The organism is Methanothrix harundinacea 6Ac, assembly GCF_000235565.1.
Classification (GTDB): Archaea; Halobacteriota; Methanosarcinia; order Methanotrichales; family Methanotrichaceae; genus Methanocrinis; species Methanocrinis harundinaceus.
Window position 1 is genome coordinate 2,146,215 of sequence record NC_017527.1, and the last position, 25,075, is coordinate 2,171,289.

Annotated in this window: 22 protein-coding genes, 1 tRNA gene and 2 pseudogenes; 19 read left to right on the top strand and 6 right to left on the bottom strand. The window is 56.1% G+C overall.

Annotated features, from left to right (window positions below; all coding sequences use genetic code 11):
* Window positions 1–267 precede the first annotated feature (267 nt).
* On the top strand, window positions 268–1,431 hold the full coding sequence (locus tag MHAR_RS10150) for a glycosyltransferase family 4 protein (protein WP_048144607.1): 1,164 nt from the start codon (window positions 268–270) through the stop codon (window positions 1,429–1,431).
* A gap of 74 nt (window positions 1,432–1,505) precedes the next feature.
* On the opposite strand, the gene MHAR_RS10155 is transcribed toward MHAR_RS10150, so the two are convergent.
* Complete coding sequence (locus MHAR_RS10155) at window positions 1,506–2,261, bottom strand: PH domain-containing protein (RefSeq protein ID WP_014587524.1); 756 nt, start codon at window positions 2,259–2,261, stop codon at window positions 1,506–1,508.
* Between the two features lie 172 nt (window positions 2,262–2,433).
* On the opposite strand from MHAR_RS10155, the gene MHAR_RS10160 reads away from it, so the two are divergent.
* The 4 genes and pseudogenes from MHAR_RS10160 to MHAR_RS10170 all read left to right on the top strand — a co-directional run bounded on the left by MHAR_RS10160 (window position 2,434) and on the right by MHAR_RS10170 (window position 7,303).
* Window positions 2,434–2,506: transfer RNA gene (locus MHAR_RS10160), tRNA-Thr, on the top strand.
* A gap of 396 nt (window positions 2,507–2,902) precedes the next feature.
* Window positions 2,903–5,063: pseudogene (locus tag MHAR_RS14220) on the top strand (CDC48 family AAA ATPase).
* 476 nt (window positions 5,064–5,539) lie between these two features.
* Window positions 5,540–6,217: a hypothetical protein gene (locus MHAR_RS13485; protein ID WP_143763390.1), complete on the top strand. Its 678-nt coding sequence runs from the start codon at window positions 5,540–5,542 to the stop codon at window positions 6,215–6,217.
* A gap of 522 nt (window positions 6,218–6,739) precedes the next feature.
* Window positions 6,740–7,303: an AAA family ATPase gene (locus tag MHAR_RS10170; protein ID WP_048144608.1), complete on the top strand. Its 564-nt coding sequence runs from the start codon at window positions 6,740–6,742 to the stop codon at window positions 7,301–7,303.
* A gap of 676 nt (window positions 7,304–7,979) precedes the next feature.
* Here MHAR_RS10170 and MHAR_RS10175 read toward each other — a convergent pair.
* The 3 genes from MHAR_RS10175 to MHAR_RS13490 all read right to left on the bottom strand — a co-directional run bounded on the left by MHAR_RS10175 (window position 7,980) and on the right by MHAR_RS13490 (window position 10,442).
* Window positions 7,980–8,924, bottom strand: a complete 945-nt coding sequence (locus MHAR_RS10175; protein ID WP_014586696.1) for an IS5 family transposase — start codon at window positions 8,922–8,924, stop codon at window positions 7,980–7,982.
* 95 nt (window positions 8,925–9,019) lie between these two features.
* A complete protein-coding gene (locus MHAR_RS13060) occupies window positions 9,020–9,469 on the bottom strand; it encodes a tyrosine-type recombinase/integrase (protein ID WP_014587528.1) in 450 nt (149 codons plus the stop codon).
* Between the two features lie 550 nt (window positions 9,470–10,019).
* A complete protein-coding gene (locus tag MHAR_RS13490; RefSeq protein ID WP_143763391.1) occupies window positions 10,020–10,442 on the bottom strand; it encodes a hypothetical protein in 423 nt (140 codons plus the stop codon).
* Between the two features lie 362 nt (window positions 10,443–10,804).
* Here MHAR_RS13490 and MHAR_RS10185 point away from each other — a divergent pair, with 362 nt between their 5' ends.
* From MHAR_RS10185 to MHAR_RS10250, 14 genes and pseudogenes are all read left to right on the top strand, one after another.
* On the top strand, window positions 10,805–11,104 hold the full coding sequence (locus tag MHAR_RS10185) for a hypothetical protein (protein WP_014587529.1): 300 nt from the start codon (window positions 10,805–10,807) through the stop codon (window positions 11,102–11,104).
* On the top strand, window positions 11,101–11,994 hold the full coding sequence (locus MHAR_RS10190; protein ID WP_014587530.1) for a metal ABC transporter solute-binding protein, Zn/Mn family: 894 nt from the start codon (window positions 11,101–11,103) through the stop codon (window positions 11,992–11,994). The genes MHAR_RS10185 and MHAR_RS10190 overlap by 4 nt, the downstream gene beginning before the upstream one ends.
* Window positions 11,995–12,014: 20 nt before the next feature.
* Window positions 12,015–12,770, top strand: coding sequence for a metal ABC transporter ATP-binding protein (locus MHAR_RS10195; RefSeq protein WP_014587531.1), 756 nt, complete (start codon window positions 12,015–12,017; stop codon window positions 12,768–12,770).
* A 5-nt stretch (window positions 12,771–12,775) separates the two neighbouring features.
* Entirely contained in the window at window positions 12,776–13,570 is a 795-nt protein-coding gene (locus MHAR_RS10200; RefSeq protein ID WP_014587532.1) for a metal ABC transporter permease, read from the top strand.
* A gap of 28 nt (window positions 13,571–13,598) precedes the next feature.
* Window positions 13,599–14,654: a hypothetical protein gene (locus tag MHAR_RS10205; protein ID WP_143763392.1), complete on the top strand. Its 1,056-nt coding sequence runs from the start codon at window positions 13,599–13,601 to the stop codon at window positions 14,652–14,654.
* 78 nt (window positions 14,655–14,732) lie between these two features.
* Window positions 14,733–15,656: an ABC transporter ATP-binding protein gene (locus MHAR_RS10210; protein WP_014587534.1), complete on the top strand. Its 924-nt coding sequence runs from the start codon at window positions 14,733–14,735 to the stop codon at window positions 15,654–15,656.
* A complete protein-coding gene (locus tag MHAR_RS10215) occupies window positions 15,640–16,425 on the top strand; it encodes an ABC transporter permease (RefSeq protein WP_014587535.1) in 786 nt (261 codons plus the stop codon). Before MHAR_RS10210 ends, MHAR_RS10215 begins: the two co-directional genes overlap by 17 nt.
* 60 nt (window positions 16,426–16,485) lie before the next feature.
* Window positions 16,486–17,715 (top strand): dihydropteroate synthase, encoded by a 1,230-nt coding sequence (gene folP / locus MHAR_RS10220; RefSeq protein WP_014587536.1) that lies wholly within the window; start codon window positions 16,486–16,488, stop codon window positions 17,713–17,715.
* 77 nt (window positions 17,716–17,792) lie between these two features.
* A pseudogene (gene cofE / locus MHAR_RS13985) lies at window positions 17,793–18,325 on the top strand (coenzyme F420-0:L-glutamate ligase); the annotation flags it as partial.
* Between the two features lie 207 nt (window positions 18,326–18,532).
* Entirely contained in the window at window positions 18,533–18,904 is a 372-nt protein-coding gene (gene cdd / locus MHAR_RS10230; RefSeq protein WP_048145048.1) for a cytidine deaminase, read from the top strand.
* A gap of 81 nt (window positions 18,905–18,985) precedes the next feature.
* A complete protein-coding gene (locus MHAR_RS10235; protein ID WP_014587539.1) occupies window positions 18,986–19,834 on the top strand; it encodes a class I SAM-dependent methyltransferase in 849 nt (282 codons plus the stop codon).
* A 249-nt stretch (window positions 19,835–20,083) separates the two neighbouring features.
* Window positions 20,084–20,794 (top strand): glycosyltransferase, encoded by a 711-nt coding sequence (locus tag MHAR_RS10240; protein WP_014587540.1) that lies wholly within the window; start codon window positions 20,084–20,086, stop codon window positions 20,792–20,794.
* Complete coding sequence (locus tag MHAR_RS10245; protein ID WP_143763393.1) at window positions 20,722–21,414, top strand: class I SAM-dependent methyltransferase; 693 nt, start codon at window positions 20,722–20,724, stop codon at window positions 21,412–21,414. The genes MHAR_RS10240 and MHAR_RS10245 overlap by 73 nt, the downstream gene beginning before the upstream one ends.
* Complete coding sequence (locus MHAR_RS10250; protein ID WP_014587542.1) at window positions 21,411–22,928, top strand: glycosyltransferase; 1,518 nt, start codon at window positions 21,411–21,413, stop codon at window positions 22,926–22,928. Before MHAR_RS10245 ends, MHAR_RS10250 begins: the two co-directional genes overlap by 4 nt.
* Before the next feature lie 3 nt (window positions 22,929–22,931).
* Here the strand turns inward: MHAR_RS10250 and MHAR_RS10255 are convergent, their stop codons facing one another.
* Window positions 22,932–23,828, bottom strand: coding sequence for a glycosyltransferase (locus MHAR_RS10255; protein ID WP_048144612.1), 897 nt, complete (start codon window positions 23,826–23,828; stop codon window positions 22,932–22,934).
* Window positions 23,829–23,972: 144 nt separating this feature from the next.
* The gene (locus tag MHAR_RS10260; RefSeq protein WP_014587544.1) at window positions 23,973–24,914 is read right to left on the bottom strand and encodes a glycosyltransferase family 2 protein; all 942 of its coding nucleotides are present in this window, start codon (window positions 24,912–24,914) and stop codon (window positions 23,973–23,975) included.
* Window positions 24,915–25,075: the final 161 nt, after the last annotated feature.

Sequence of the window (25,075 nt, forward strand, 5' to 3'; positions counted from 1 at the left end):
CGGCCCTCCAGAAGGAGGGCGCAGGCCGGAGCCATTTGATCCCAGCCAGCCTTCTACCCGCCGAAAAGAAAGGGAAAAACCGAAAGGTTAATGAGACGACAGAATAAGAAATTGCAGCGAAATTATCCGACTGGATGCTCATTTGAGCCCGGATCGATGCCCAGGGGCCTATCGCCCCCGCCGGGCCGCCTTTTAGCGGCCGGGGGCTCTTGATGTGAAAAAACCGCGGGTCGACCAAAAGCTACCGGATCTTGATTTGGTGAACTTATGCGAATTGGTATGCTCTCCTGGGAGAGCCTCTACTCCACGAAGGTCGGGGGGGTAGCCCCCCACGTCTCGGAGATCTCCGAAGCTCTAGCGCGGCGGGGGCACGAGGTCCACGTCTTCACCCGGAGGGGCGACTTCGGCTCCTATGACGAGATAAACGGCGTCCACTACCAGAGGGTCGACTCCGACCTGGCCGGAGATATCCTCGCCCAGATGGACCGGATGTCCGACGCCATCTTCGACAGGTTCTGGCACGTCCAGAAGCTCTTCGGGAAGTTTGACGTCGTCCACGGCCACGACTGGCACCCGGTCACCGCCCTCAACAAGATAAAGGCCGCCTATCGGATCCCCTACGTCATCACCCTCCACAGCACCGAATGGGGAAGGTGCGGAAACAACTTCAGCACCGATTACATCCCCCGGGAGATCGCCCACCGGGAATGGCTCGCCGGCTACGAGGCGGCGATGGTGATCACCACCACCCAGAGGATGAAGGACGAATTGATGATGCTCTACCAGATCCCCCCCGAGAAGATAGAGATCATCCCCAACGGCCTCGTCATCGGCTCCTTCAGGCGGGCCGTCGATCCCGGAAGGGTGAAGGAGAGGCACGGGATCCACCCCCTCGCGCCGGTCGTCCTCTTCTGCGGGAGGATGAACTACCAGAAGGGGCCCTGCATCCTCGTCGAGGCGATACCCTCCATCCTAGCCCGCCACTGGGACGCCAAGTTCGTCTTCATCGGCGACGGCGAGATGAGGGCGGAGTGCGAGCGGCAGGCCCGGGAGCTGGGGGTCGAGGGTTCCTGCATCTTCCTCGGCTACATCCCCAGCAACGTAAAAGAGGAGTGGATGAACGCCTGCGACATGGTCTGCCTCCCAAGCCGAAACGAGCCCTTCGGGATCGTCGTCCTGGAGGGGTGGGACGCGGGAAAGCCTGTGATAGCCACCGAGGCGGTGAGCATCATCAAGAACTTCGAGGACGGCCTCCTCGCCTACATCCAGCCCGAGTCGATCGCCTGGTGCATCAACCGGCTCCTCGACGACCCCCAGGAGATGGAGAGGCTCGGCCGGGCCGGCCGAGAGAGGCTGGAGAGGGAGTTCACCTGGGACGAGATCGCCCGGGAGACGGAGGAGGTCTACAAGAGGGTTCTCGATAGAGGTTAATGAACGAAGATGCGGGTAGCGGACCCGAACTTCCGCCCCCTTGCCCTCTCCCAGATCCTCCCTTTTATCCCCCATCACCCCTGAGAGTGCATCAGGGATATTATCAGGTCGTGGACCTCCTCCGGCCGGCCGACCCCCTCCAGGAGGTGGTGGGACCGACCCCGGGGGGTCGATACGGCCTTGCCACCGCCAGCCCCCACCATCGCCCTCCCGCCCACCGCCGCCCCCGCCAGGCTGAAGTCGTCCCCGAGGCCGAGGCCTGAGGCGGTGATGGGGATGATCGTCCCGAAGTTGAAGACCTTTCCGGGGAAGGACTGCTCCACCACCAGGTCGTTTATGTTCTTGTAAAGGAGGGTCCTCCGATGGACCCCCAGGTGGCCCGACTCCATGATCAGCCTCCAGTTGGTGATGTAGTAGCGGTGAGACCTCCGGTGCCCCTCCGTCCCCAGGACCCCGAGGAGGCCGAAGGTGGTGAGGATGTGATTCTGGTCCATAAACCAGTCGAGACCGAACCCCTCCAGGAGGGCGATGTACTCCGGCCTCCCGGGGAGGCCGAAGGCGAGGAGGGCAGGCGCCCCCAGGGCGACGAGCCACCGCCAGTTGATCCGAAAGAGGGCGATCAGGACCGCCGGGACGAAGATCGAGAGCCACCAGAGGATCCGGGCCGAGTTCTCGGGGCTCATATCGAAGATCTGGACCCCGGGGTAGGAGGAGAAGTAGACCCCCACCAGGGCGATGTAGATCCAGATCCCGTAGAGCCGGTAGAAGGCCAGGGGGTGGGGCCTCAGGGCCCGGATCATCTCTTCACCCTTCTGGAGCTTCGGCGACACGGGCCGGATTTAGTCTCCCATGAGATAAATAACCCTTCCGTGATGAGGATGAGGACGGTGGCAGGGGGAGGAGGAGCCGAGGCGGACCTCGATGGCACGGAGGCGTGGGGTCGGGGCTGGACCGAAAGGTTCAAAAACAGAAAGCACGCAAGGGGCGATCGCACCTTTTCGCGCCTCGGTGGCTTAGCTGGCATAGCGCGTCCTTGGTAAGGACGAGGCCGTGGGTTCAAATCCCACCCGAGGCTTGATAATTTTCCCTTTTGGTAGATCGACCGGATCGAAAGCCGCCGCCTCCCCTCTCAGGATCGGGAATCGCGGGACGATAGCTCCTCCCAGGTCCCTGCCGCTGCCGGGATCCTTTTACATAAAGCAGCACCGTCTCCTTCGGCGCGATCGGCAGCAAGATCCCGGTGAAGCGAAACGTTTAAATACTTCTTAACTGCTAAGTACTAACCTAAAGTTAGTAACTGCATGTAGATGAACGTTGCGAGTTGAAGATTCCCCCGGCCGATCGAAGGAGGCGCCGATCCGGTCTGGATGCCTAACAGCAGCAGCTGCTGAGGCCGGGCGGGGACGAGAGCCGGATGGTGCTGATAGGATAGGTTGAAATAAAAAGATATTGATATTGTACGAGGATTGATATGGCTGAGGAGTACACGCTCAAAGTTGGTGAAGCTCGTCCTTCCGACGTGGGAAGAGGCATCGCGAGGGTCGACCAGGCCGTCATCTACAACGCGGGGTGGCAGGCGGGGGACGTTCTATCCATATCCGGGAAGAAGAAGACCGCCGCCCTCCTCCTCCCCGGATACCCCGAGGATACGGGGACGGGGATCGTCCGGCTGGACGGGAACATCCGGCGGAACGCCGGCGTCAGCATAGACGACCGGGCGCCGGTGAAGGTGACGAAGTCGGCTCCCGCCGGGAAGGTGGTCTTCGCCCCCACCGTCCCCCTCCGGATCACCGGAGGGGAGGAGTACCTCCGCCGCCTCCTGGACGGGAGGGTCCTCACCCGGGGGGACGTCATCGAGATCAGCGTCATGGGGAGGAAGATCGAGCTGGTGGCGACGAAGATCACCCCCGCCGCCGAGGCGGTCATCATCGGGGACAGGACCGGGATCGAGATCAGCGAGAAGCCGGCGAAGGAGGAGAGGGCGATCCCGAGGATCAGCTACGAGGATATCGGAGGCCTCGGGCCTGAGATCAAGAAGATCAGGGAGATGATCGAGCTTCCCATGAAGCACCCCGAGCTCTTCGAGCGGCTGGGGGTGGAGGCCCCCAAGGGGGTCCTCCTCCACGGCCCTCCAGGGACGGGGAAGACCCTCCTCGCCCGGGCCCTAGCCTCGGAGACGAACTCCCACTTCCAGACCCTCAGCGGCCCCGAGATCATGTCCAAGTACTACGGCGAGTCGGAGGAGAGGCTCCGGGAGATCTTCAAGGAGGCGGAAGAGGAGGCGCCCTCCATCATATTCATCGACGAAATCGACTCGATCGCCCCGAAGCGGGAGGAGGTGACCGGGGAGGTGGAGCGGCGGATAGTCGCCCAGCTCCTGGCGGTGATGGACGGCCTCGAGTCCCGGGGGAAGGTCGTCGTCATCGGGGCCACCAACAGGCCCGACTCCCTCGACCCCGCCCTGAGGCGGCCCGGCAGGTTCGACAGGGAGATCGAGATCGGCGTCCCCAACCGGGAGGCGAGGCTCGAGGTCCTCCAGATCCACGCCCGGGGGATGCCCCTCGCCGAGGACGTCAAACTGGAGAAGCTCGCCGACATCACCCACGGCTTCGTCGGAGCGGACCTCGCCGCCCTCGCCCGGGAGGCGGGGATGAGGGCCTTACGGAGGATCGTCCCGGAGCTGGACCTGGACGTGGAGAGCATCCCCGTCGAGATCCTCAACAAGATCGTGGTCGTCAACGAGGACTTCGTCGACGCCCTCCGGGAGCTGGAGCCCTCCGCCATGCGGGAGGTGCTGGTGGAGTCGCCGAACGTCCGCTGGGATGAGATCGGAGGCCTTGCGGAGGTCAAGCAGGAGCTGATGGAGGCGGTGGAGTGGCCCCTCGCCTACCCCAAGCTCTTCAGCCACATGGCGGCCTCGCCCCCCAAGGGGGATCATGCTCTACGGCCCCCCGGGAACCGGAAAGACCCTGATGGCGAAGGCCGTCGCCACCGAGAGCCAGGCGAACTTCATCTCGGTGAAGGGGCCGGAGTTCCTCTCCAAGTGGGTCGGCGAGTCGGAGCGGGCGGTGAGGGAGACCTTCCGCAAAGCTAGGCAGGCGGCGCCGACCGTCCTCTTCTTCGACGAGATGGACGCCATCGCCCCCGCCCGGGGCGGAGGGACCAGCGACACCCACGTCACCGAGAGGGTGATAAGCCAGATCCTATCGGAGATGGACGGCCTGGAGGCGCTCCACAACGTCGTCGTCGTCGCCGCCACCAACAGGCCCGACATCATCGACCCGGCGCTCCTCCGGCCCGGCAGGTTCGATCGGATGATCGAGATCGGGATGCCCGACCAGGAGGCGAGGCTTGAGATCCTCAAGATCCACACCGCCAAGAGGCCGCTCGCGGAGGACATCGACCTTGTGGCGATATCGAAGAGGACCGATGGCTACTCCGGCGCCGACCTCGCCAGCGTCTGCAACGAGGCGGTGATGCTGGCGATCCGGGAGTACGTCCTCGCCGGAAGGCCCCAGGAGGAGGAGGAGATCGCCAAGTACAGGATAGAGAGCAAGCACTTCGATGAGGCCCTCAAGAAGGTGAAGCCGAGCAAGAAGGAGGGGTACGGCAAGTTCGCTGAGTTCGCGTGAGGCGGGCGCGGGGGCCGGTTCGAGGACCGGCCCATCGTCTCACCGCTCTATTTTTCTGCACCTCGTTCTTTGTCGCTTTATATTTATTCAGTTCAATAATTCGACTTTTCCATCTACCCTCGGATTTCTACCCGCGGTCGTGCCTACAGCATCGACTGTCGCGATTAAGCGTCCTTAGGTCCACGGTTAGGTGATTCTATGCCCCGATTCAGCTCATTTCAGTCCTTGAGTCCCTAATGTTCTCGCATTTTCTGTCAAAATATTATGCCAAATTTGCTCGGCCGCGCATATCATCTCAGTAACCGAAAATACAGACTTTGAAGAGCGCCGCGATAGGTAAGAGACAAAAGGTTTATCGGTTAGCAATCACCATTAATAATGATATGATATGAGTGAAAGGGTGCGAAAATATGAGATTTCAATATTTAGCGATCACGTGCATAACCTGGATAGCAATGATTTATGGGCCGATATGTTTGGCAGAAGTTGGTGAAAAAACGGATGATGTCGCCCATAATTTTATTGAGGTACCCCAGGAATTTGTCGTGTGTACCGGATGGCACGCCCTTTGTTCTAACTCCACCGACTGCACAATAAATGGCGACAAGGCTTACTGCGACTGTATGAGGGTTAATGAAACCCATATTGTTTATACAAGCGAAATCCAAGATGCAGTGGTCAAAAACCTGACGCAGGCCAAATGCACTAATGAACATCCTTGCGATGTAGATCAAGCTCCTGTTTGTAACGCCATCAAGGACGGACAGTATGAAGTTGATGGTGTTAAGTATGATTGGGTATCAACCTATTCTTATCGTGGATGGTGCAGTCTTTTGAAGAATCTAACAGCTTGTGATCAAAACGCAACAGGATATACCGGGGATAGGTATTGGGCTATCTGCGACGCCGCTCCATGCACGGAAAACCAGAACGGATCCAATCCAGATAAGCCCTTGATCTGCCAGTGTCGGATAAATGATACACCGTTTGTGGGAATGAATGGCAGTTGCACCGGTGACGGTGGCGGGATAATGTCAAGCATGCCGCTATGGGCATGGGACTTCAGCAACAACACATACCCGTTTGCTATGCCTGGCTATGAATATGTACAGGGCGCATGTGCCGCGTGTAAATCTGATCCATTGCCGCCGTGATGATCTTTCACGGGGCTAGTTAGGTCTTCGGTAAAAATAGTGAGGGAGGGTCACTAGACCCTCGCCCTCCGTCGTCGTCTCTCGTCGTTTAGGATAGCCGCCGCCTCTTCATGGGTCATCCCCATGGCCCGGGCCCTCTCCGGAGAGGTCCGGAGGGCTCGCCTGGCCATCCACAGTTGGTGTTCTCTAGAGGTATTCTCCATCGTCGTCACCCCAGTTTGCCGAAAGCCACAGGACAGAACCGTCGAAGCCCCTCGATTTAGAGATACTGAAGAAGACTTTAGGAACAGTCTATTGGAGATCGTTGCCCCGCGAACTCAAATATTTCAGAGCGACTATTTCGTCCGTGGCTACATAAACCTTGCGGAGATCGCCGCCGACCGTCGCGCTGCCACCTTCCGCAGAGTCCTTTCCTTCCATTGAGGAGAGCCCCTGAGAGCCAGGCGAGCTTCATCTCGGTGAAGGGGCCGGAGTTCCTCTCCAAGTGGGTCGGCGAGTCGGATCGGGCGGTGAGGGGGAGCGGTGAGGGGGACCTTCAGGAAAGCGAGGCAGGCGGCTCCAGCCGTCCTCTTCTTCGACGAGATTGACTCCTTCACTCCCACCAGGGGCGGCAGAACCAGCGACTCCCACGCCATCGAGAGGGTGATAAGCGAGATCCAATTGGAGATGGACGGCCTGGAGGCGTTCCACAACGTTTTGGTCATCGCCGCCACCAACCGGCCCGACATCATCGACCCCGCCCTCCTCCGGCCCGGCAGGTTCGATCGGATGGTCGAGATCGGGATGCCCGACCAGGAGGCGAGGCTTGAGATCCTCAAGATCCACACCGCGAAGAGGCCGCTCGCCGAGGACGTGGACCTTGCGGCGATATCTAAGAGGACCGACGGCCGCTCCGGCGCCGACCTCGCCAACGTCACCAACGAGGCGGCGATGCTGGCGATCCGGGAGTACGTCCTCGCCGGAAGGCCCCAGGAGGACGATGAGATCGCGAAGTACAGGATAGAGAGTAAGCACTTCGAGGAGGCCCTCAAGAAGGTGAAGCCGAGCAAGAAGGAGGGGTACGGCAAGTTCGCGGAGTTCGCGTGAGGCGGACGGCGGGGGCCGGTGCGAGGACCGGCCCAGCGTCTCCCCCCTCGTTCTCTTTGTTCTTGCCGTTTTATATCCCGCCTGTTCTATATCTCGACGTTTCTACATAGACCCGCACTTCTGTTCGCGTTCGTGCCTACGGCATCGGACTGTCGCGCTTAAGCGTGCTCAGGTCCCTAGGTATTTGATTCTCTGCCAGATTCAGCTCATTTGAGTCCCGAAACGTTCTCGCATCTTCCGCCGAAATATTACGCCAAATTTGCTTAGCTCGCGCATCGTCTCAGAACCCAAAACTATAGAGTTTTAAAACTGCTACAGAGGCATCGTGGTTATCTTCTGTTAACTCTCCAAATACATGGACTATAGGAATGCCCACCAATCATCGCCGATCCCTAAGGGTGAATGGAAAAGTAGGCTGATAATAACAGGGGGTTAACCGATAACGTCTCTTGCTATTGTTTTTATGTTTATATAGCCGTATAATTCCTTAAAGAAGTAGGATTTATATAGAAATGATTTATACTTGTTTTGGAGTTTCAGATTTATCCCTCAACCGAGTATTCCTATTTACCATTGCCCATTCTTTAATTATCTCGGATCCGTCTCTTATTTTAGCTCGTTCTCCGCTCTTAGTCGATTCTCGATCCTTTTCCTCGTTTTTCGTCGATAGCTACCGCTATTTTGAGACGATTTCAGCATTTTTAAGTGTACATAGCTGGTATAAGTCGAAAGCAAAGGCAGTGAATACCATTTTAACGTGAACTCTCGGGATCGTCGTTACCATTACATGCGCGCTTCGGAACACTCTTTTAATAACAGCAAACTGACGTTCGCCCGGAAATCTCAGTTTGCTAATCAAGCGGTTTCGCAGCTTATCGAGATCGCTTAGAGGATGACCCGCTGCTGCACGTTTCATTGTGAAGTCGTTTCCCTTAGCCTTCACACCGAAATATCCTTTGTCCCTGAGGACCACCTCTCCTTCAACCGATAGATCAACCCGACTATCGTGCACCGAAGCAGTTGTCGATTCGATGCTCCTTATCAGGCCGTAATCGATATCGACTTTAGAATGAAGTTTATAACCAAAATGGAGTTCCTCACCCTTCTTAGCCCAAGTTCCATCCCTGCTCCGACGAGTCCTAGCGGTCTCTCTTCTTGGTTTCTTTGAACCTCCTGGGTCGGCCTCTATAAACGTTGCATCCTGAATGGTTCCTCTTTTTACCTGAAGCCCTTTAAAATCGAGCTGTCTCTGGAGCTCTTCCCAAACGGACTCATCCTTTCCCGTCTGGGCCATCCGCTCGCGAAAAAGCCATATCGTCCTGGAATCGGGTATAGAATCAGGAAATCCTAAGAATTTCATAAAAGATATTCGATCCGAAATCTGCTTTTCAGTCTCGAGGTCGCTCAACCCGTACCACTGCTGGAGCAAAAGCACCTTGAGCATCAGGATAACATCAAAGTTCGGCCTTCCGCCTCGTTCGGTTTTATTATGATACATCTCTTCAAGAATTGGTCGAAATGGTTCCCACTCGATCAAGTTCGTTATCTTTGAAAGCCTATCGCCCAGCTTCTCTACGTTCTTGTAAGCTTCTCGAAGGCCCCATGCAGTAAAAGAACTCATGCACTATTCATGTATATATTAGTATATAATGTTTTCCATAGACATGCTAGGTTTTTAGGAATCCTCAACCTTACTGTTTTAAATAAAATGTTGTATTATATGGTTAATATGGAAACTCCCAGATTCTTCCTTATGGTGTCAAGATCCACCCCTTTCCTTACCAAAGATTCAGCATAAAAATGTCTTAGGCTATGCGGTGAATACCCTTCTATCCCCGCCATATCGGAGTATTTTTGAAATGCGTACCTTACCGCTCTAGTACTCAAAGGTGACCACCAACCAGCTATGAAATAATTATGCTCATTTTTCCGGTAAAGGTGACGATGACGGTCTAATTGCTCCTCTATCACTTCTTGTAGGCACTCAGGATAAATTACAGTTCGAGATTTACCGCTGTTAGAACTGGTCTTACCTACATGTATAAGCCTCCGTTCCAAATCAATATCGCCATAAGTTAAGTTTACCGCTTCAACAGATCTTAATCCACAAAGAGCCATTAACTGCCATATAATCCAATATTCGCCATCTGCTGAAGCCTCAATCAACCTCCTATTACTCCTCTGGTGACATGTTCTTTTTTGCCATAAATACTTGAGGGAAACTCAAGAGACAAAAAAGTTCCGTTTTTTCTATTTTCCGGAAACGTGATCGTTTAATAGGATGAGTCAATGTTATAATGATGAATGTTTCACGCCCACATTCATCAAGAGATCTGGAGTGATATAAGAGAGCCCATCAAGGCTTTGATAGGTCACTTTATCGTCTTAGTTTCAATCCTCTTGGTGTTTTGGGCTATAATAGAGATAACAGAAACACTTTTCAGCCACCAACATATAATTATTCAGATAATTGTATACATTTCTGATGCTTCTATCATGATACATTTTGCCGAATATGCTTTGAGGTCGCTGTTGCAAAGTAATTAGAGCCACATACTAACTGAGAATTAGTTACTGATATGCCAGATGTTCCAAGATCTGGTGCGTACCTTCATCCCTTTGGGATAGAACAAAACCAAAGCTCCTTTTATACAAAAGACCTTTTGCCCAAAATAGAGACGGCGATAAACGAATTGGTCGATAATTAATGCTTATCCTATGGAGACACCGGTTGAACCTGTAATATGGGCAAGAACCAATTCGATATAACAGTACCTACGATGACGCCAACCAACATAATAAGAATATCCCTTTTAAAAGATGCCCTCCCTTCCCGCCTTAATTCTTCGCGAAGGGTTTGTGCGACAGCTTCTACTTCAGGTTTTTTGAGCTTTGCTAACTCTGAATAAGTAGTCGAATCTTCTTCTAGCTTACTAACTAGTTTCTGCCTTGAATTAATTTCCTCTTCGATTTCAGAAATTGCCCTCGCTGCTGTATTTAACGATGTAGTTAGTGATTCAATGCGGTTACTTAAGGTTTCTGTTTCGTCAAATTCATTAATAACTCCTACTAAATAAGATAATATTATTACCGGTATAATAGGAACAAAGTACAAAGGATGACGAGCAAAAAAAGCCAAATCACTTAACGGGTAACTTAAATATAATATATATATATAATATATATCATTGTTAATATAAGGATGTAATCCACAGCTGCATCAAAAAGTTTTTTATTTCTTATATAGTAACTGATAATTGGCTTTGGTATTCTCTTATAAATCCCAAACTCAATACCCATCTAATAAGCCCTCCTCATTTTCGTATCCTAATATCTTCTCTATTTTCTCTCTTTCGCTCATCAAATATCGTCTCGACTTCTTCCCGTCCCTTCCCACACTTGAACTTAAGTCTTTTCGCCGTCGCGAACTGATCCTGGAAGGGGTGTTCTTATGTAACCCGAGGAAAAGATTTAACCGGCCAGGTTACATAAGAAGCACCCTTGATCCCCAAATTCATCCTGGAGGAGCTCGCCGAGGAGGACCTCCCCCACCTCCTGGAGGTGAGGGACTACCTCGACCGGCTGATAAGAGATCGCGAAGAGTACCCCGTTGAGGATGGCTCCGAAGCCGAGGCCGGCAGGAGGAGGCCCGCCTCCGTCACCTACCGGCAGGAGTGGGTATACTGCGGCAAGGAGTGCAAGACCTGCCCCCACGGACCCTACTGGTACTGCTACTGGAAGGAGGACGGAAAAACCCGGACGAAGTACATCGGCAAGGTCCTGAAGGAGGTGGAGCTGTGACCGCACCTCGCCATCCCCTTCTGGCCCTGGCCCTATCCCTCGCCCTGGCCCTCCTCTGCGGCTGCCTATCCGCCGACGAGCCGGCCGCCGCCCCGGTGGGGGGAAAGGTGAAGGTCGTCGCCTCCACCGTTCCCCTGGGCACCTTCTCCTCCATGGTGGGTGGGGACCTGGTGGAGGTCGCGGTCCTCGTCCCGCCGGGGGCGAGCCCCCACACCTTCGAGCCGACCCCCTCGAAGCTCGCGGAGGTGGCGGAGGCGGAGCTCTACATCAAGAACGGGGCCGGCCTTGAGATCTGGATGGAGAGGATGATCCAGGCGAATAGGAGGATGCTCGTCGTCGACACCTCCACCGGGGTGGAGCTGATAGAGACGGCCGGCTCCTCCTGCCACGAGAAGATCCTGACGGCGGACCCCCACATCTGGCTCTCGCCGAAAAACGCCATGATCATCGTCGAGGAGATCTGCGACGGCCTGGTGGAGGTGGACCCCGAGAACGCCGAGGCTTATCGGAGGAACAGGGACGATTACCTCCTGAGGCTCGAGGAGCTCGACCGCGAGCTAGAGTCCGCCTTCTCCGGGGCCTCCCGGAGGGAGTTCATCGTCCTCCACCCCGCCTGGAGCTACTTCGCCCGGGATTACGCCCTCGTCCAGGTGGCGATCCTGGAGGGGGATAAGGAGCCTGGGCCGCGGTACCTCGCCGAGATCGTCGAGGTCGCCCGGGAGGAGAACCTCACCACCATCTTCGTCGACCCGAACTTCAGCCCCAAGTCAGCGGAGATCATCGCCGGGGAGATCGGCGGACGGGTCGTACCCCTCGACCCCCTCGCCGAGGATTACATCGAGAACATGAGGGCCGTAAGCCGAGAGATAGGAAGGAGCCTGGAAGGCTGATAGCTGGAGAGGAAAGAGGAATGGCCGGCGCAGATCCCGTATCGATCCAGAACCTCTGGGTCCGACTGGACGGGCGGACCGTCCTGGAGGAGGTGAACCTGGAGGTGAAGGAGGGGGACTTCCTCGGGCTGATCGGCCCGAATGGCGGGGGGAAGACGACCCTCCTCAGGGCCATCCTGGGGCTGGTGAAGCCCTCCCGGGGAAGGGTTGCGGTCTTCGGGATGAGCCCCGAGGCGGCCCGATGCCGGGTCGGCTACCTCCCCCAGAAGAGCCTCTTCGACCAGAGGTTTCCGATCCGGGCCCTGGAGGTGGTACTGATGGGCCGCCGGGGAAGGATGGGCCTCTTCGACCACTACTCCTCTGAGGATCGCGAGGCGGCCCTCTCCGCCCTCAAGGCGGTGGGGATGCTGGATCTGAAGGACCGGGAGATTGGGGCCCTCTCCGGGGGTCAGCAGCAGAGGGTCTTTGTGGCGAGGGCCCTCGTCTCGGAGCCCGACCTCCTCCTCCTGGACGAGCCCGCCACCGGGATCGACAGCGCCCGGCGGCGAGAGTTCTACGAGCTCCTCGGCGACCTGAACGAGAATATGACGATAATAATGGTCTCCCACGACATCAGCGCCGTATCCACGTACGTCAAGAAGATCGCCTGCGTCAGCCGGAGGCTATTCTACCACAGCTCAAAGGAGCTCTTCGCCGAGGAGATCGAGGAAGCGTACCAGTGCCCCGTGGAGATGATCGCCCACGGCATCCCCCACCGGGTCCTGAGGGAGCACTGACCGATATGATCGAGGCCTTCGCCTACGAGTTCATGCAGAGGGCCCTCGCCGCAGGCCTCATCGCCGCCGTCCTCTGCGGCGTCATCGGGGTCTACGTCATCCTCAACAGGATCGTCTTCATCGGGGGGGGTATCGCCCACACCGCCTTCGGCGGGATCGGCCTCGGCTACCTCCTGGGGACCGACCCCCTCCTCTTCGCCGTCCTCTTCTCCCTGGCGGCCGCCCTGGGGATCGGGGCGATCAGCGACCGGCCGAGGGTCTCGGAGGATACGGCGATCGGCGTCTTCTGGGCGGCGGGGATGGCCCTGGGGATCGTCTTTATCAGCCTGAGCCATGGATACGCCCCCGACCTCTTCGACTACCTCTTCGGGAACATCCTCGCCGTATCCTGGGGCGACGTTCTCCTCATATCGGTCCTCACCCTCCTGATCCTCGGCCTGGTGGCCCTCCTCTACAAGGACCTCCTGATCCTCTCCTTCGACCCCGGCTACGGCGAGGCGGTGGGCCTCCCGACGAGGGGGCTGCGCCTCCTCCTCCTCTGCATGGTGGCCCTCTCCGTCGTCGTCCTGATCAAGATCGTGGGGATAATCCTGGTGATAGCCCTCCTCACCATCCCCGGAGCCATAGGAAGGCAGCACTCCTCCAGCCTCAAAGGGATCATGGCCCTCGCCATCCTCCTCGGCGGCGCCTTCGTCCTGGTGGGGCTCGTCGTCTCCTACCAGCTGAACATCCCCTCGGGGGCGACGATCATCCTCGCCGCCGCGGGGTCCTTCCTCGCCAGCACTCTCCTCGCCCGATGAGGGGACGAATTCCGGCCTCGGAGGGGACTTGCACAACAAACTTATACGCCGGGGCGCTATAGGCAGGATCGGGATGCAGAACCATCAGATCCAATCCATACTCCTCATCCTCCTGCTGGCCCCCGGGGCGGCGAGCCTGGCTGAGGGTGGTGGGGTCCAGTTCGCCGGCGACCACTACAAGGTCCAGGGGGGTCCGAAGATCGACGTCTCCGTCATAAACCCCGTCTTCTCCCCCGGTACCGGTGGGACCCTCCGGCTGATCCTCGCCAACGATGGGGTGGTGGAGGGGCTCGTCCCCGGAGCCGTCCCCCCGGGCTCCGAGGAGGATGCAGCCCAGGAGATGCTGGAGGAGTTTCGGTGCCTCGAGGCCGCGAACCTCCGGGCCGACCTCCTTGCCGCGGCGCCTGTCCGGGTCCTCTCGGGGCCGGTCCAGATCGACCGCCTCGGCCCTGGAGAGACCTCGCCCCTGGAGTTCGAGATAGAGATCGAGGAGGGGGCCGAGGGTCCGATCCTCCTCAGCCTCCAGGTCGAGTACGAGCACCAGACCGACGTCTCCGTCAGCGGCGGCGGGGCCTCGCCCCTCTATCTCCCCACCATCCTCCAGCTCGACCTGATCCTATCGGTGGAGGGCGAGCCTCCGGCCTTCAAGCTCATCTCGACGAGGTCGGGCCTCTCCCCCGGCGAGGAGGGAGAGATCAGCCTCGTCCTCGGGAACGCCGGAAAGGCCACGGCCAGAAACTGCACCGCCCGGCTGGTAGCAGCCCCGCCCTTCATCCCCGTCTCGAACATCTCTCGCCTCGGAGATATCCCGCCGGGGGGTACGGCCGTCGCCCGATTCGAGGTGGCGGTGGAGGGCTCCGCCCGGGCCGGAGAGTACAGGGTCGGCTGCGAGATGATCCACGATGGAGGGGGCTCAACCCTGTCCATCCCCCTCTCCGTCGTAAGCCCCGAGGAGAGCCGCCTCCACAGTGGCAGATTAATCGGGGCCCTCCTCCTCGCCGCGGCCCTGGCGGCCCTCTGGCACCTCCGATCGAGGATGAAGGGGCTTTCGCGGAGCCGCCGGACCCTCCGGCCGCGACGATAGGCCTGGAGCGGCTTTCGGGGAGGTCAACCTTCCCCCCACCAACACTCATATCTTCAACCTCCGTCTACACCGTCACCTATGGCAGCGCTCCGGGCCGAGAAGATCTCCAAGAGCTTTCGGGGGCTCTTCAAGAAGAAAGAGGTCCTCCACCAGGTATCCCTCGCCATCGAGGAGGGAGAGGTCTTCGGGATCCTCGGCCCCAACGGCGCAGGAAAGACGACCCTCATGTCGATCTTCTCCACCCTCATCCGGCCCGATGAGGGGAGGCTGGAGGTTCTGGGTTTAAACGCCCTGCGGGATACCCACGCCATCAGGGAGAGGATAAACATCAGCAGCGGAAACCCCAACTTTCCCTGGAGCCTCACTGTGAGGGAGAACCTTAACCATTCGGCGATGCTCTACGGCCTCTACGGCCGGGACCTCGCCCGGTCGGTGGAAGGGGCGATCTCCACCTTCGATCTGGAGGCTCACGTCGACTCGAAGTTCGAGACCCTTTCGACGGGGCTGAAGCAGAGGGTCTCGCTCGCGAAGTCGATCCTCAACCGACCCGAGATCCTCTTCCTCGACGAGCCGACCTCGGGCCTCGACCCGGATATGGCGATGAAGACGAGGGCCCTCATCCACCGGATCTACCGGGAGGAGGAGATGACCGTCGTCCTCACGACCCATTACATGCCCGAAGCGGAGGAGCTCTGCGATCGGATAGCCTTCCTCCGGGAGGGGAGGCTGATCGCTCTCGGGACCCCCGGGGAGCTGAAGAGGGCCCTCAAGATCGGGGACCGGATCTTCATCGAGTACGAGGGAGAGATCGATCCGATCAGCCTCAGAATAATACCCGGGGTGATGGACGTCAGGCCCTCGGCCGGCAGGGTGGAGGTCGTATTCGACCGGAGCGATGGGGCCCTCGGGAGGATAATAAGGGCCTTCGATAGGGCGGAGATCCTGGAGATGGGCTTAGAAAAGCCGGACCTGGAGGACGTCTTCCTTGAGCTGGCGAGGTGAGCTGAACAAGCTCCTATCGGCGACGTACAAGAACTGGATCATATCGAAGAGGAACGTCTTCACCGTCTTCGAGCTGATCTTCTGGCCCTTCATCAGCCTCCTCTCGATAGGCCTCCTCACCCGGTTCCTGGAGGTGGCCGACGACATGGTCGCCTTCGTCCTGGTGGGGGCGATCGCCCTCAGCATCCTCCAGATCAGCCAGATCGACGTCGCCTACATCCTCCTCTTCGACCTATGGTCCAAGAGCATCAAGCAGACTTTCGTCGCCCCCGTCCGGGGCTACCACCTCGTCCTGGGGGCGATGCTCTTCGGCGTCGCCCGAGGATCGGCGGTCTTCATCATCCTGGCGGCGGCGAGCCGCTACCTATTCGGGTTCGACTTCCTGGCGGGGGGTGCCGCCACCGTCCTCATCTTCCTCGCCGGGATCTTCGTCACCGCGGCGTCCATCGGGATGGTGGTATGCATATCGATCCTCCTCTTTGGCCAGAGGGCGGACGTGGCGGCCTGGAGCCTCAGCGGGATCATGATGCTGGTGAGCGGGGTCTACTACCCCGTATCGATCCTGCCGTGGCCCCTCCAGATCCTCTCGAAGTCGATACCTCTGACCTACTTCCTCGAGTTCTACCGGTCAGCCTACGGCTACGGATCCCACCAGGTTCTCCTGGGGATGGCCCTCGCCCTCCTTTATTTCGCGGCAAGCCTTCTGATCCTCAACCTCGCCATCGAGAGGGCGAGGACGACCGGGATGATGCTGAGGCTCTCGGAGTGAAGGCCGATCCCTGGAATAACGTTTTAAAGTCGACCTGTCTACATCACCGGGGCGTTGAAAGTGACGATCGAGGGGTTCATCGGCAAGATCAGAGTGGGAGACCTCCACCCCGTCCGGGTGATGGGGGTGATCAACCTCAGCCGGGAGTCGTTCTACGAGGAGTCTTACGCCGGCATCGACGCCGTCCTGGGGCGGGCCCTCGCCTTCGCCGAGGAGGGGGCGGAGGTCCTGGACCTGGGGGCGGTCTCGACGGCGCCGGGGTCGCCCTCGATCCCCGAGGAGGAGGAGCGAAGAAGGCTCTTTCCCGCCCTGGAGGCGGTCCTGGACGGCCTCGGCGAGGAGGTCGTCGTCTCCGTCGACACCCAGAGAGCATCGGTCGCCGACGATGCTCTATCCGCCGGGGCGGGTTGCATAAACGACGTCTCGGGGCTCCACGACCCCGCCATGGCAAAGACCGTGGCCGACCACGACGGGTCCCTCATCATCATGGCGTCGAAGGAGAGGCCCGGCGACATCCTCGATATGAGGGATATCGTGGCCAACCTCGGCGAGAGGGTGAGGGCCGCCTGGGAGGCCGGCGTAGCAGCCGAGAAGGTGACCGTCGATCCGGGGATCGGCCGGTGGACGCCGCCGAAGGGACCAGGGCACGACCTCGCCATCCTGGACGGCCTCGAACGGCTGAGGGTCCTGAAGAGGCCGGTGATGGCGGCGGTCTCGAGGAAGTCCTTCATCGGGGCGGTCCTGGAACGGCCTAGCCCCTCAGACCGGCTGCCGGGGAGCCTCGCCGCCGCCGCCGTCGCCGTCTACAACGGCGCCCACCTCGTCCGGACCCACGATGTAGCGGCTTCCCTCGACGTCATCCGGATGGCGGAGGCGGTCCGGGGACGCCCAGCCATCGCCGGCGCCGGGGGGATCGAGGTGGAGGTCTTCGGCCATTGGGGCCATCCCGAGGACCTCCACCAGGCCTTTGCCGGGCTTGGGGTGGGGGAAGGAGGGGCGAAGGCCCTCGGAGGCAAGGGCTCCTTCCGGGCCCTGTCCCTGCGGGGCGTCACCTCTCCGGAGGCGGTGGTGATCAAGCAGGAGATGCTGGCCCGGGGCGGCGACGCCGCGATACCCACGGGCGCCCTCCGGTGCGACCCGGGGGAGATGGAGGTCCTGGTCCTGGGGACGGCAGCCCAGCTCCGGGGGCTGGTAAAAGACCTGATCGACCAGCCCTTCAGGCTCCCGACGATATCTGGCGCCATCGAGGAGGCGCTGGACCGGCTGGAGGATCCAAAACGATATTGGTGAGGCCTTTGGAGCTTCTCGGAATAAAGACGAATCTGGTGAGGGCGGGAGAGGACCTGGTGGAGGCGCTCCTCGGCGGGATGGAGAGGTCGGGCCTCGCCCTCGCCGACGGCGACGTCCTGGTGGTAGCTGAGAGCGCCGTCGCCACCGCCGAGGGCGGCGTCGTCGACCTATCGGAGGTGACCCCCGGCCCCCGGGCCCGAGAGCTGGCGGAGAAGTACGAAAAAGACCCGCGGGAGATGGAGCTGATCCTCGCCTCCTCCGACCGGATCATGGGCGGGATTCCGGGGGTCGTTCTGACGGTCAAGGACGGCTTTCTCTACCCCAACGCCGGGATCGACCACTCCAACGCCCCCCCGGCCACGTCGTCTTATTCCCGAAGGACCCCCAGAGCTCTGCCGCCGCATTGAGGAGGAGGATGGAGGAGGCGACGGGGAAGAGGATCGGGGTCGTCATCGGCGACAGCAGGACCCACCCCCTACGCCTCGGCTGCGTCGGGGTCGCCCTCGCCTGCGACGGCATCCTCCCCGTGGAGGACGCGAGGGGTCAGAAGGACCTCTACGGGAGGCCCCTGCTGGTGACGAGGAAGGCCGTCGCCGACAACCTCGTCTCCGCGGCGGAGTTGGTGATGGGGGAGGGGGACGAGGGGGTCCCCGCGGTGATCATAAGAGGGGCTCCCGTGAAGTTCACCGGCGACGGAGAGGAGACGACGATTCCAAGCATCCCTCCCGAGGAGTGCATGTACATCGGCTCCCTCCGGTGCGGCCCCCACCCCTACCAGGGGGGGTACGACCGGCTGATAGAATCGGCGAGGGAGGCGATGGAGAGGGCCTACGCCCCCTACTCGGGCTTCCGGGTCGGGGCTGCCCTCCTCGCGAAGGGGGGGAGAGTATACTCCGCCGCCAACGTCGAGAACGCCTCTTCCGGCGCCGCCATCTGCGCCGAGAGGGCGGCGATGGCGAAGGCCGCAAGCGAGGGGGAGAGGGAGTTTGAGGCCCTGGCGGTGGTGGCGGAGACGGTGGAGCCGGTCGCCCCCTGCGGGATCTGTAGGCAGAGCCTCATCGAGTTCGGCGACGAGATCAAGGTGATCATGGCAAACACGAGAGGGGATGCGGAGATCGCGACGGTCGCAGAGCTGCTGCCGAGGGGGTTTACAGTGAAGGCCTTCGGGACGAAAGATCGAGGGGCATGACGGGCCGATCTCCATTTATCCTAAAATTATTTAGTTCGAAATCCTTGACCAAAATGGAGTCAGATGGGCGGGAGATATGACATGGTTTTTGATCCGTTGAAGTATTATGAATCATATCCATCAAAGATTATCCTTCGACCGGGATATCCAGCAAGAGCACAATATAAAAGCACGCTGATGTGGTCCCTTTATGGTAAACGGATTCTCAAATCATTGGGAAAAATTGATAATTATGCCGACATTGGGGGATGTTTTGGATTCGGTGCTAACTCCATGGCATTCCAGATCAACAAGCACCAAGGACACTATCCGAGAACGAGCGTATTCGAGCTTGCTTCGAATTTTGTTATTATCGGAAGGCAACTATACCCATACATCAATTTTATTCAGGGGAGCATCCTTGAATACAAAGAAACGGAAGATATATTTGATTTAGTGACCATGTTTGATCTCATCGAGCACGTCCCAGAACCTGAGATGTTCCTTTCATCAATTTCAGAACGGGCGAAGTTTGGATTGCTGATGACTCCCATGGAGACTGGAGGCGACTGGTTTGGAGCCAAGCCCCCAGACAAACAGGGCGACCACCATCCCGACGGGCATATAAATTTTTATACACCTAAGAATTATCTTAAATTATTAGATGATGGGGGGTGGGAGTTGATCGAGGGGAAATTTGTAAAATCTGTGATTAATAGAGACAATAGATTCGTTCTAGAACCCGAGGAATTGGGATCCAATCCATCAGTAAATAAGGAAAAGCTAAGTGAGGGAACGGATCATAGGATTTTGTACGAGGTTGATTTATTAAAATATTTTTTTAATAAATGTCTTCTCAACCTCTGCAGCTTAAGTCCGTATTATTTTGTGAGAAAGATCTTGGGAGGGGGCTACCATCTTTGTTTGGTTAAATCGAGGGCCTATAAGTAGGATATAACTTCAACCGGGATCCCATTCACGGTCAGATTTCATTTTGCCGTGATGGTGAAACCATCGTTACCAAGCCCCACAGAAAGCTTCCAGGCCTGTAATTTAATATAATTATTGGACATCTTGAGATGGGATGATCGTCGGAAAATATAACTACAACAAAACCTGGAATAAATCGCCAGATACGAGAACACCTGGGAGATCCCATGTATCGCAAGATTCCATATCTATGGAGGGCAAAAGTATTAGATGTTTTCCACCACACTGATCGAGCATAACCTGGTGAGGATGATGATCTCGGTAGTGGTTGTTTATAATAATAAGCATATCTTTAATTCCGTGCTGATGAGAAGCCTCAAAGACCAGACCGCCGAGTTCGAGCTGATCTCCCTGGACAACACTAGAGGAGAGTTCAAATCGGCATCTGAAGCCCTGAACTATGGTGGCCTCAGGGCTACGGGAAGATACATCATGTTCGTTCATCAGGACGTGGACCTTGGTATAGAAACCTGGCTGGAAGAGGTCGAGAAGATCTTAGACGGCATACCCGATCTCGGGATTGCCGGCGTTGCAGGCATGAGCGAGGCTGGGAGGAGCTTCGCGGAGCGGCAGAGAGGGCATATAAGCAATTCGGGGGAGATCTGGGGGAGGGAGATGGAGAAGGAAGAAGAGGTCCAGACCCTCGACGAACTCCTCCTGATCATACCCAGGAGTCAATTTGAAAAGACGCAGTTTGATGAGAAGACCTTCGATCACTGGCACTGCTACGGGGCAGACTACTGCCTCTCTGTCAAAAGAGCCGGATTGAAGGCTTATGTGATACCAGCGTTTGTTTATCACAGATCTACCTCAGCTAATATAAAAATTTTGGAATTTATAAAAGAAGGTTGTACGAGAAACACAAAAGATATTTTAAGCAGATCCATACGACCAGCGGTGAGATCTCCCGGTTTAAGCTGAAATTTATGGCCGTCACCGATCTGGTCAGGCCGGCATATATGACCCTATTTCCGGATTGGTCCGACTATCTAAGAAGAGATCTCGCCGGTTGTGACAGCGTTCTGGATCTCGGGTGCGGCTATAGCTCCCCAATTCAACACTGCGAAGTGGCTTATTCGGTAGGTGTGGAAATCTCCGACTCAAATTTAGATGAGAGCGTCAAAAAATGCATCCATGACCAGTATATTAGATCTAAAATAGAGCTGGTCGCCTTCAAACCGAAGTCTTTTGACGCGGTGATATCGATCGAATCAACGGATAATTTGTCGGAAGAAGAGCGGCGCCGGTTGGTCTACCAGATGGAACGATGGGCGAGGAAAAAAGTGATAATCGTATCAAAAAATAGAGCCTCCCAGGAAATAGAAGCCGAGGGGGAAGGGTGGGGATGGAACCTCAGGTATCTGGAGAAGATCGGATTTAAAATATATGGGATATGCGGATGGAGAAGGCTTGGAATATACGACAAAAAGAATCAGACGAGAAGAATAATCTCGGATTTGACTCAGATAATAACTTATCGACATCCTGATTATGCATTGAAGGTTTATGCCTTGAAGGAGCTTGAGGGAAAAGTCGAATGAGGAGTTTGAACCTTTGGGAACCTGAGATGGAGAATGTTTTCAGCAATATTATAAATTTTAGGGACGGGAAAAAGATGAAACTCGATATCGGATGCGGGAACAAAAAAAATGAGGGATGCATCGGCATCGACCAAGTGAGGCTAGAACCGGTCGATATAATCGCAGATATGAGCAAAAGATTCCCATTTAAAGATAACATTTTTGATGAGATATACTGTCATCACGTTCTGGAGCATTTCCAGGATCCCATTAAAGTCCTGGAGGAGATATGGAGGGTTGCCAAACCCGATGCCACCGTGTACATAACGGTTCCGTATTGCCAGAGCTCCGGCGCATTTATAGATCCCACCCATCGATCGTTCTTCAACGAGAATTCCATGGATTACTTTGAGGAATACACAGATCTGCCGAATTGGTATTCCCATATCAGATTGGAGGTCGTCGATGTGGAGTTGAAGACTCCTACGAGATTGACGAATCTTATATCTAAAGTTCCGAAGATATCTAAAAATTTGTGGAATATATATTCAGAGGTCCATTATACAGTCGTCATTAAAAAAATCATGGCCGAAGAGATTTTTCCTAAAGTTTCCATCATAGTTCTGAACTGGAATGGGCTCAAAGATACGATGGAATGCATCGAATCGCTAGAGAATCTTACGTATCCGAATTACGAGATTATACTGGTGGACAACGGATCGACGGACGGTTCCCAGGAGGCGGTTAAGGAGAGGTTCCCAGATGTGGTTCTTGTCCAGAACGAGATGAACCTGGGCTTCGCCGCCGGCCTCGGCGAAGGGATAAAACACACGTCGTCAGAATATATAGCATTTCTCAACAACGATACCGTCGTGGATCGTAGATGGCTGGATGAGCTTATCAGGCCGTTTCTCACCACCAAAGATGAGATCGGCGCCACCAGCTCCACCATAATGAGCTACGGAGATAGAAAGGAGGTCCAATACGGAGGAGATAGCAGACTGAACATATTCGGCCAGACGCGGGCATCGAATAAGGTGGAGCGAGGAATAAAGGAGACGGGGACCATTTCCGGCGCTAGTTTCATGATGAAAAGGGAGGTCATAGACGGCCTCGAGGAGTTCCTCTGCCCCGAATACTTCGCCTACTTCGAGGAGATCGACCTATCATGGAGGCTGGTAAATAGGGGGTACAAGCTGATATACTCACCGGGATCGGTCGTATACCACAAAGGGGGGATGACGAGCAGTAAGATATCCGACAGGATGAGGATAAATGATGTCAGAAACAAATACCTCACATTTTACAGAAATCTCCCAAACTCCCGGCTTCTTTTGGCATACCCCTTGCTGCTATTCTTCGACCTCGCCTCGATCCTGGTCCTAGTATTCTACGCGAGAAGGACTAAGAACGCGAGATTGAGGTTTCGGGGAATGGTGGAGTTCTTCGGATTGAAGAAGAGAGTGAAGCGATACGGTGACGGTAAGCTATCCTTTCTGGATAAACGGATCTTCTGGGATAAGCTGTACCTTTAAGTTTTAGATCTCATTGAGGAGAGCCTCGAACTCGGATTTAAATCGGTGGCACATCTCCGCCTTATTGAACTTCTTAGAGATGATTTTGGCCTTATTCGATAGAGCAAGCCGTTTCTCCTCCTCCAGATCGAAATAGCGGAGGATCCCCTCGGCGATATCACCCTCGTCGACTCTTCGCACGAACTCCGTTCCCAGCTCCGAGACGACCTCTTTGGTCCCGGTCTTATCCGTCACCATGGTGGGAACGCCCGCCCTCAAGCTCTCAAGGCTTGATACGGGAAAGGTGTCGGCTCTTGAAGACTGGACGAACAGGCTCGCGCTATTGAAATAGGGGATGAGGTCGGAGACGTGCCCTTCTACGTGAACGCCCTTCGTTTCATTCCACCTTTCGGGATGCCCCCCGCCGATGATGTAAAGCTCCGAATCGGGCACTTCGTTCCTCACTTTTTTGAACGCATCCAAGAGGATGTCCATGCCTTTGTAGGTCCCGGAACCGACCGACATGACAATATTTTTTTGTAATTTGGGCGCAAGTGAGCTGAGCCTTTGGTATAAATCTTCCTCTATGAAGGGGTGGGCCACCCTGATCGGCCCATCTACGAATAATTCCGCAGTCTCTTTGGCAAAGTTCGAGACTGCTATGGCGCCATCTATGTACTTTGATGCGAATTTGTGGGCAAAGTTCGTAGACGAACCATACTGTCCTCTCATCTCCGGGGGGGTGTGTTCCATCATGATAAAGGTGTGATCCGATATCAGGTTGACATTTTTTAAGGCTTTTCTACTTTTATTTATGGATGCTAATTTCTTTATAGCCACCGGGATGAGGGGGGCACCGCCCTCCGTCAGATAAACGTCGTAATCGGGGATCAATGCGCCGTTTACGAAGATCTTAATCATCTTTGGATATATATTTCTTTTTATATATCGATTATAACTCCAAAAATCCGCCTTAATTGACTCTGCGAAAGCCTTATGAGATGGATGCGGATTGTAATATACAAATAATACCTGGGACCTAGATATATCGGCCATATCAATTACCTATGCGTTCAAATTCTGGCGCAGTTTAGCGTTTTGGTCTCCGGTCAGGGCCACCCTCATCTTTTCTTTGTAAATATTTGGGGTTATCAGAGCGGCAAGTACATGGACTATGCCGTTCTGGATTGGATTGAGCTTCATGGATCTGAACATGAACCTCGTCCCTTCAGCCCTGTCCCCAGTAAGATAGTAGAGAACTCCAAGATATCTGTACTGCTCGGCGAGGCTTTTCCGATTTCTGGAGAAGTCCTCGTGATGCTTTTTCAGCACGCCCTCTACTCCGACGATAAATCTTGATTGATCGAAAGTCATCTGATCGCCGTGGATGTGATAGACGGCTAATATTTCAGGTACATATTCGAATTTATATTCTTTTGCCAACCGGATCCACATATCCCAGTCCTCGCAGCTTGGAAGCTCTTCGTCGAAATATCCGACGACTTCAAAGCAGGATCTGCTTATTATTATCGTGGGAACGCTGAGGATACTTCCTTTCAGCATCCTGGCATATACATCGCCTCTCTCGGCGGGATAATATTCGCCGACGATATTTCCATCCCGTTCTGTACGGTAACCACTATAAACGACTCCGTACTCTTCGGGCAATCGATCGAGGAGATCGACCTGCATCTCCAGCTTACATGGGAGCCACTCATCGTCATCGTCCAGAAGGGCTATGTAATCTCCCATCGACGAGCGGATTCCCATGTTTCTAGCATTTGAGAGGCCCCTCTTTCCCGTCTCTGATACGTATCTGATCCTCCGGTCCCCAAAGTCCATGACGACCTCTTTCGTCTCGTCGTCGGAGCTCCCATCCACCACTATCAGTTCAAAGTCCTGATAACTCTGACTGAGGACACTCTTTATGGCCCTGCCCACCAATGACGGCCGATTGTATGTCGGTATTATCACGCTGACGTGAGGGAAATCCCCATCTTCTGACAACTCGTCGCCTCTCTATTCCGTCCAGTCATTTTGAGCGATGATATATCTTTCGTCCCCCGCGGGCCTTCGTGACCGAACCGCCAGGATGCTCCGTATAATCAGAGTTAAATTTTTGAATTTTTGACCATCAATCTTATCCCAGTTAGGGATCATGGAATCCG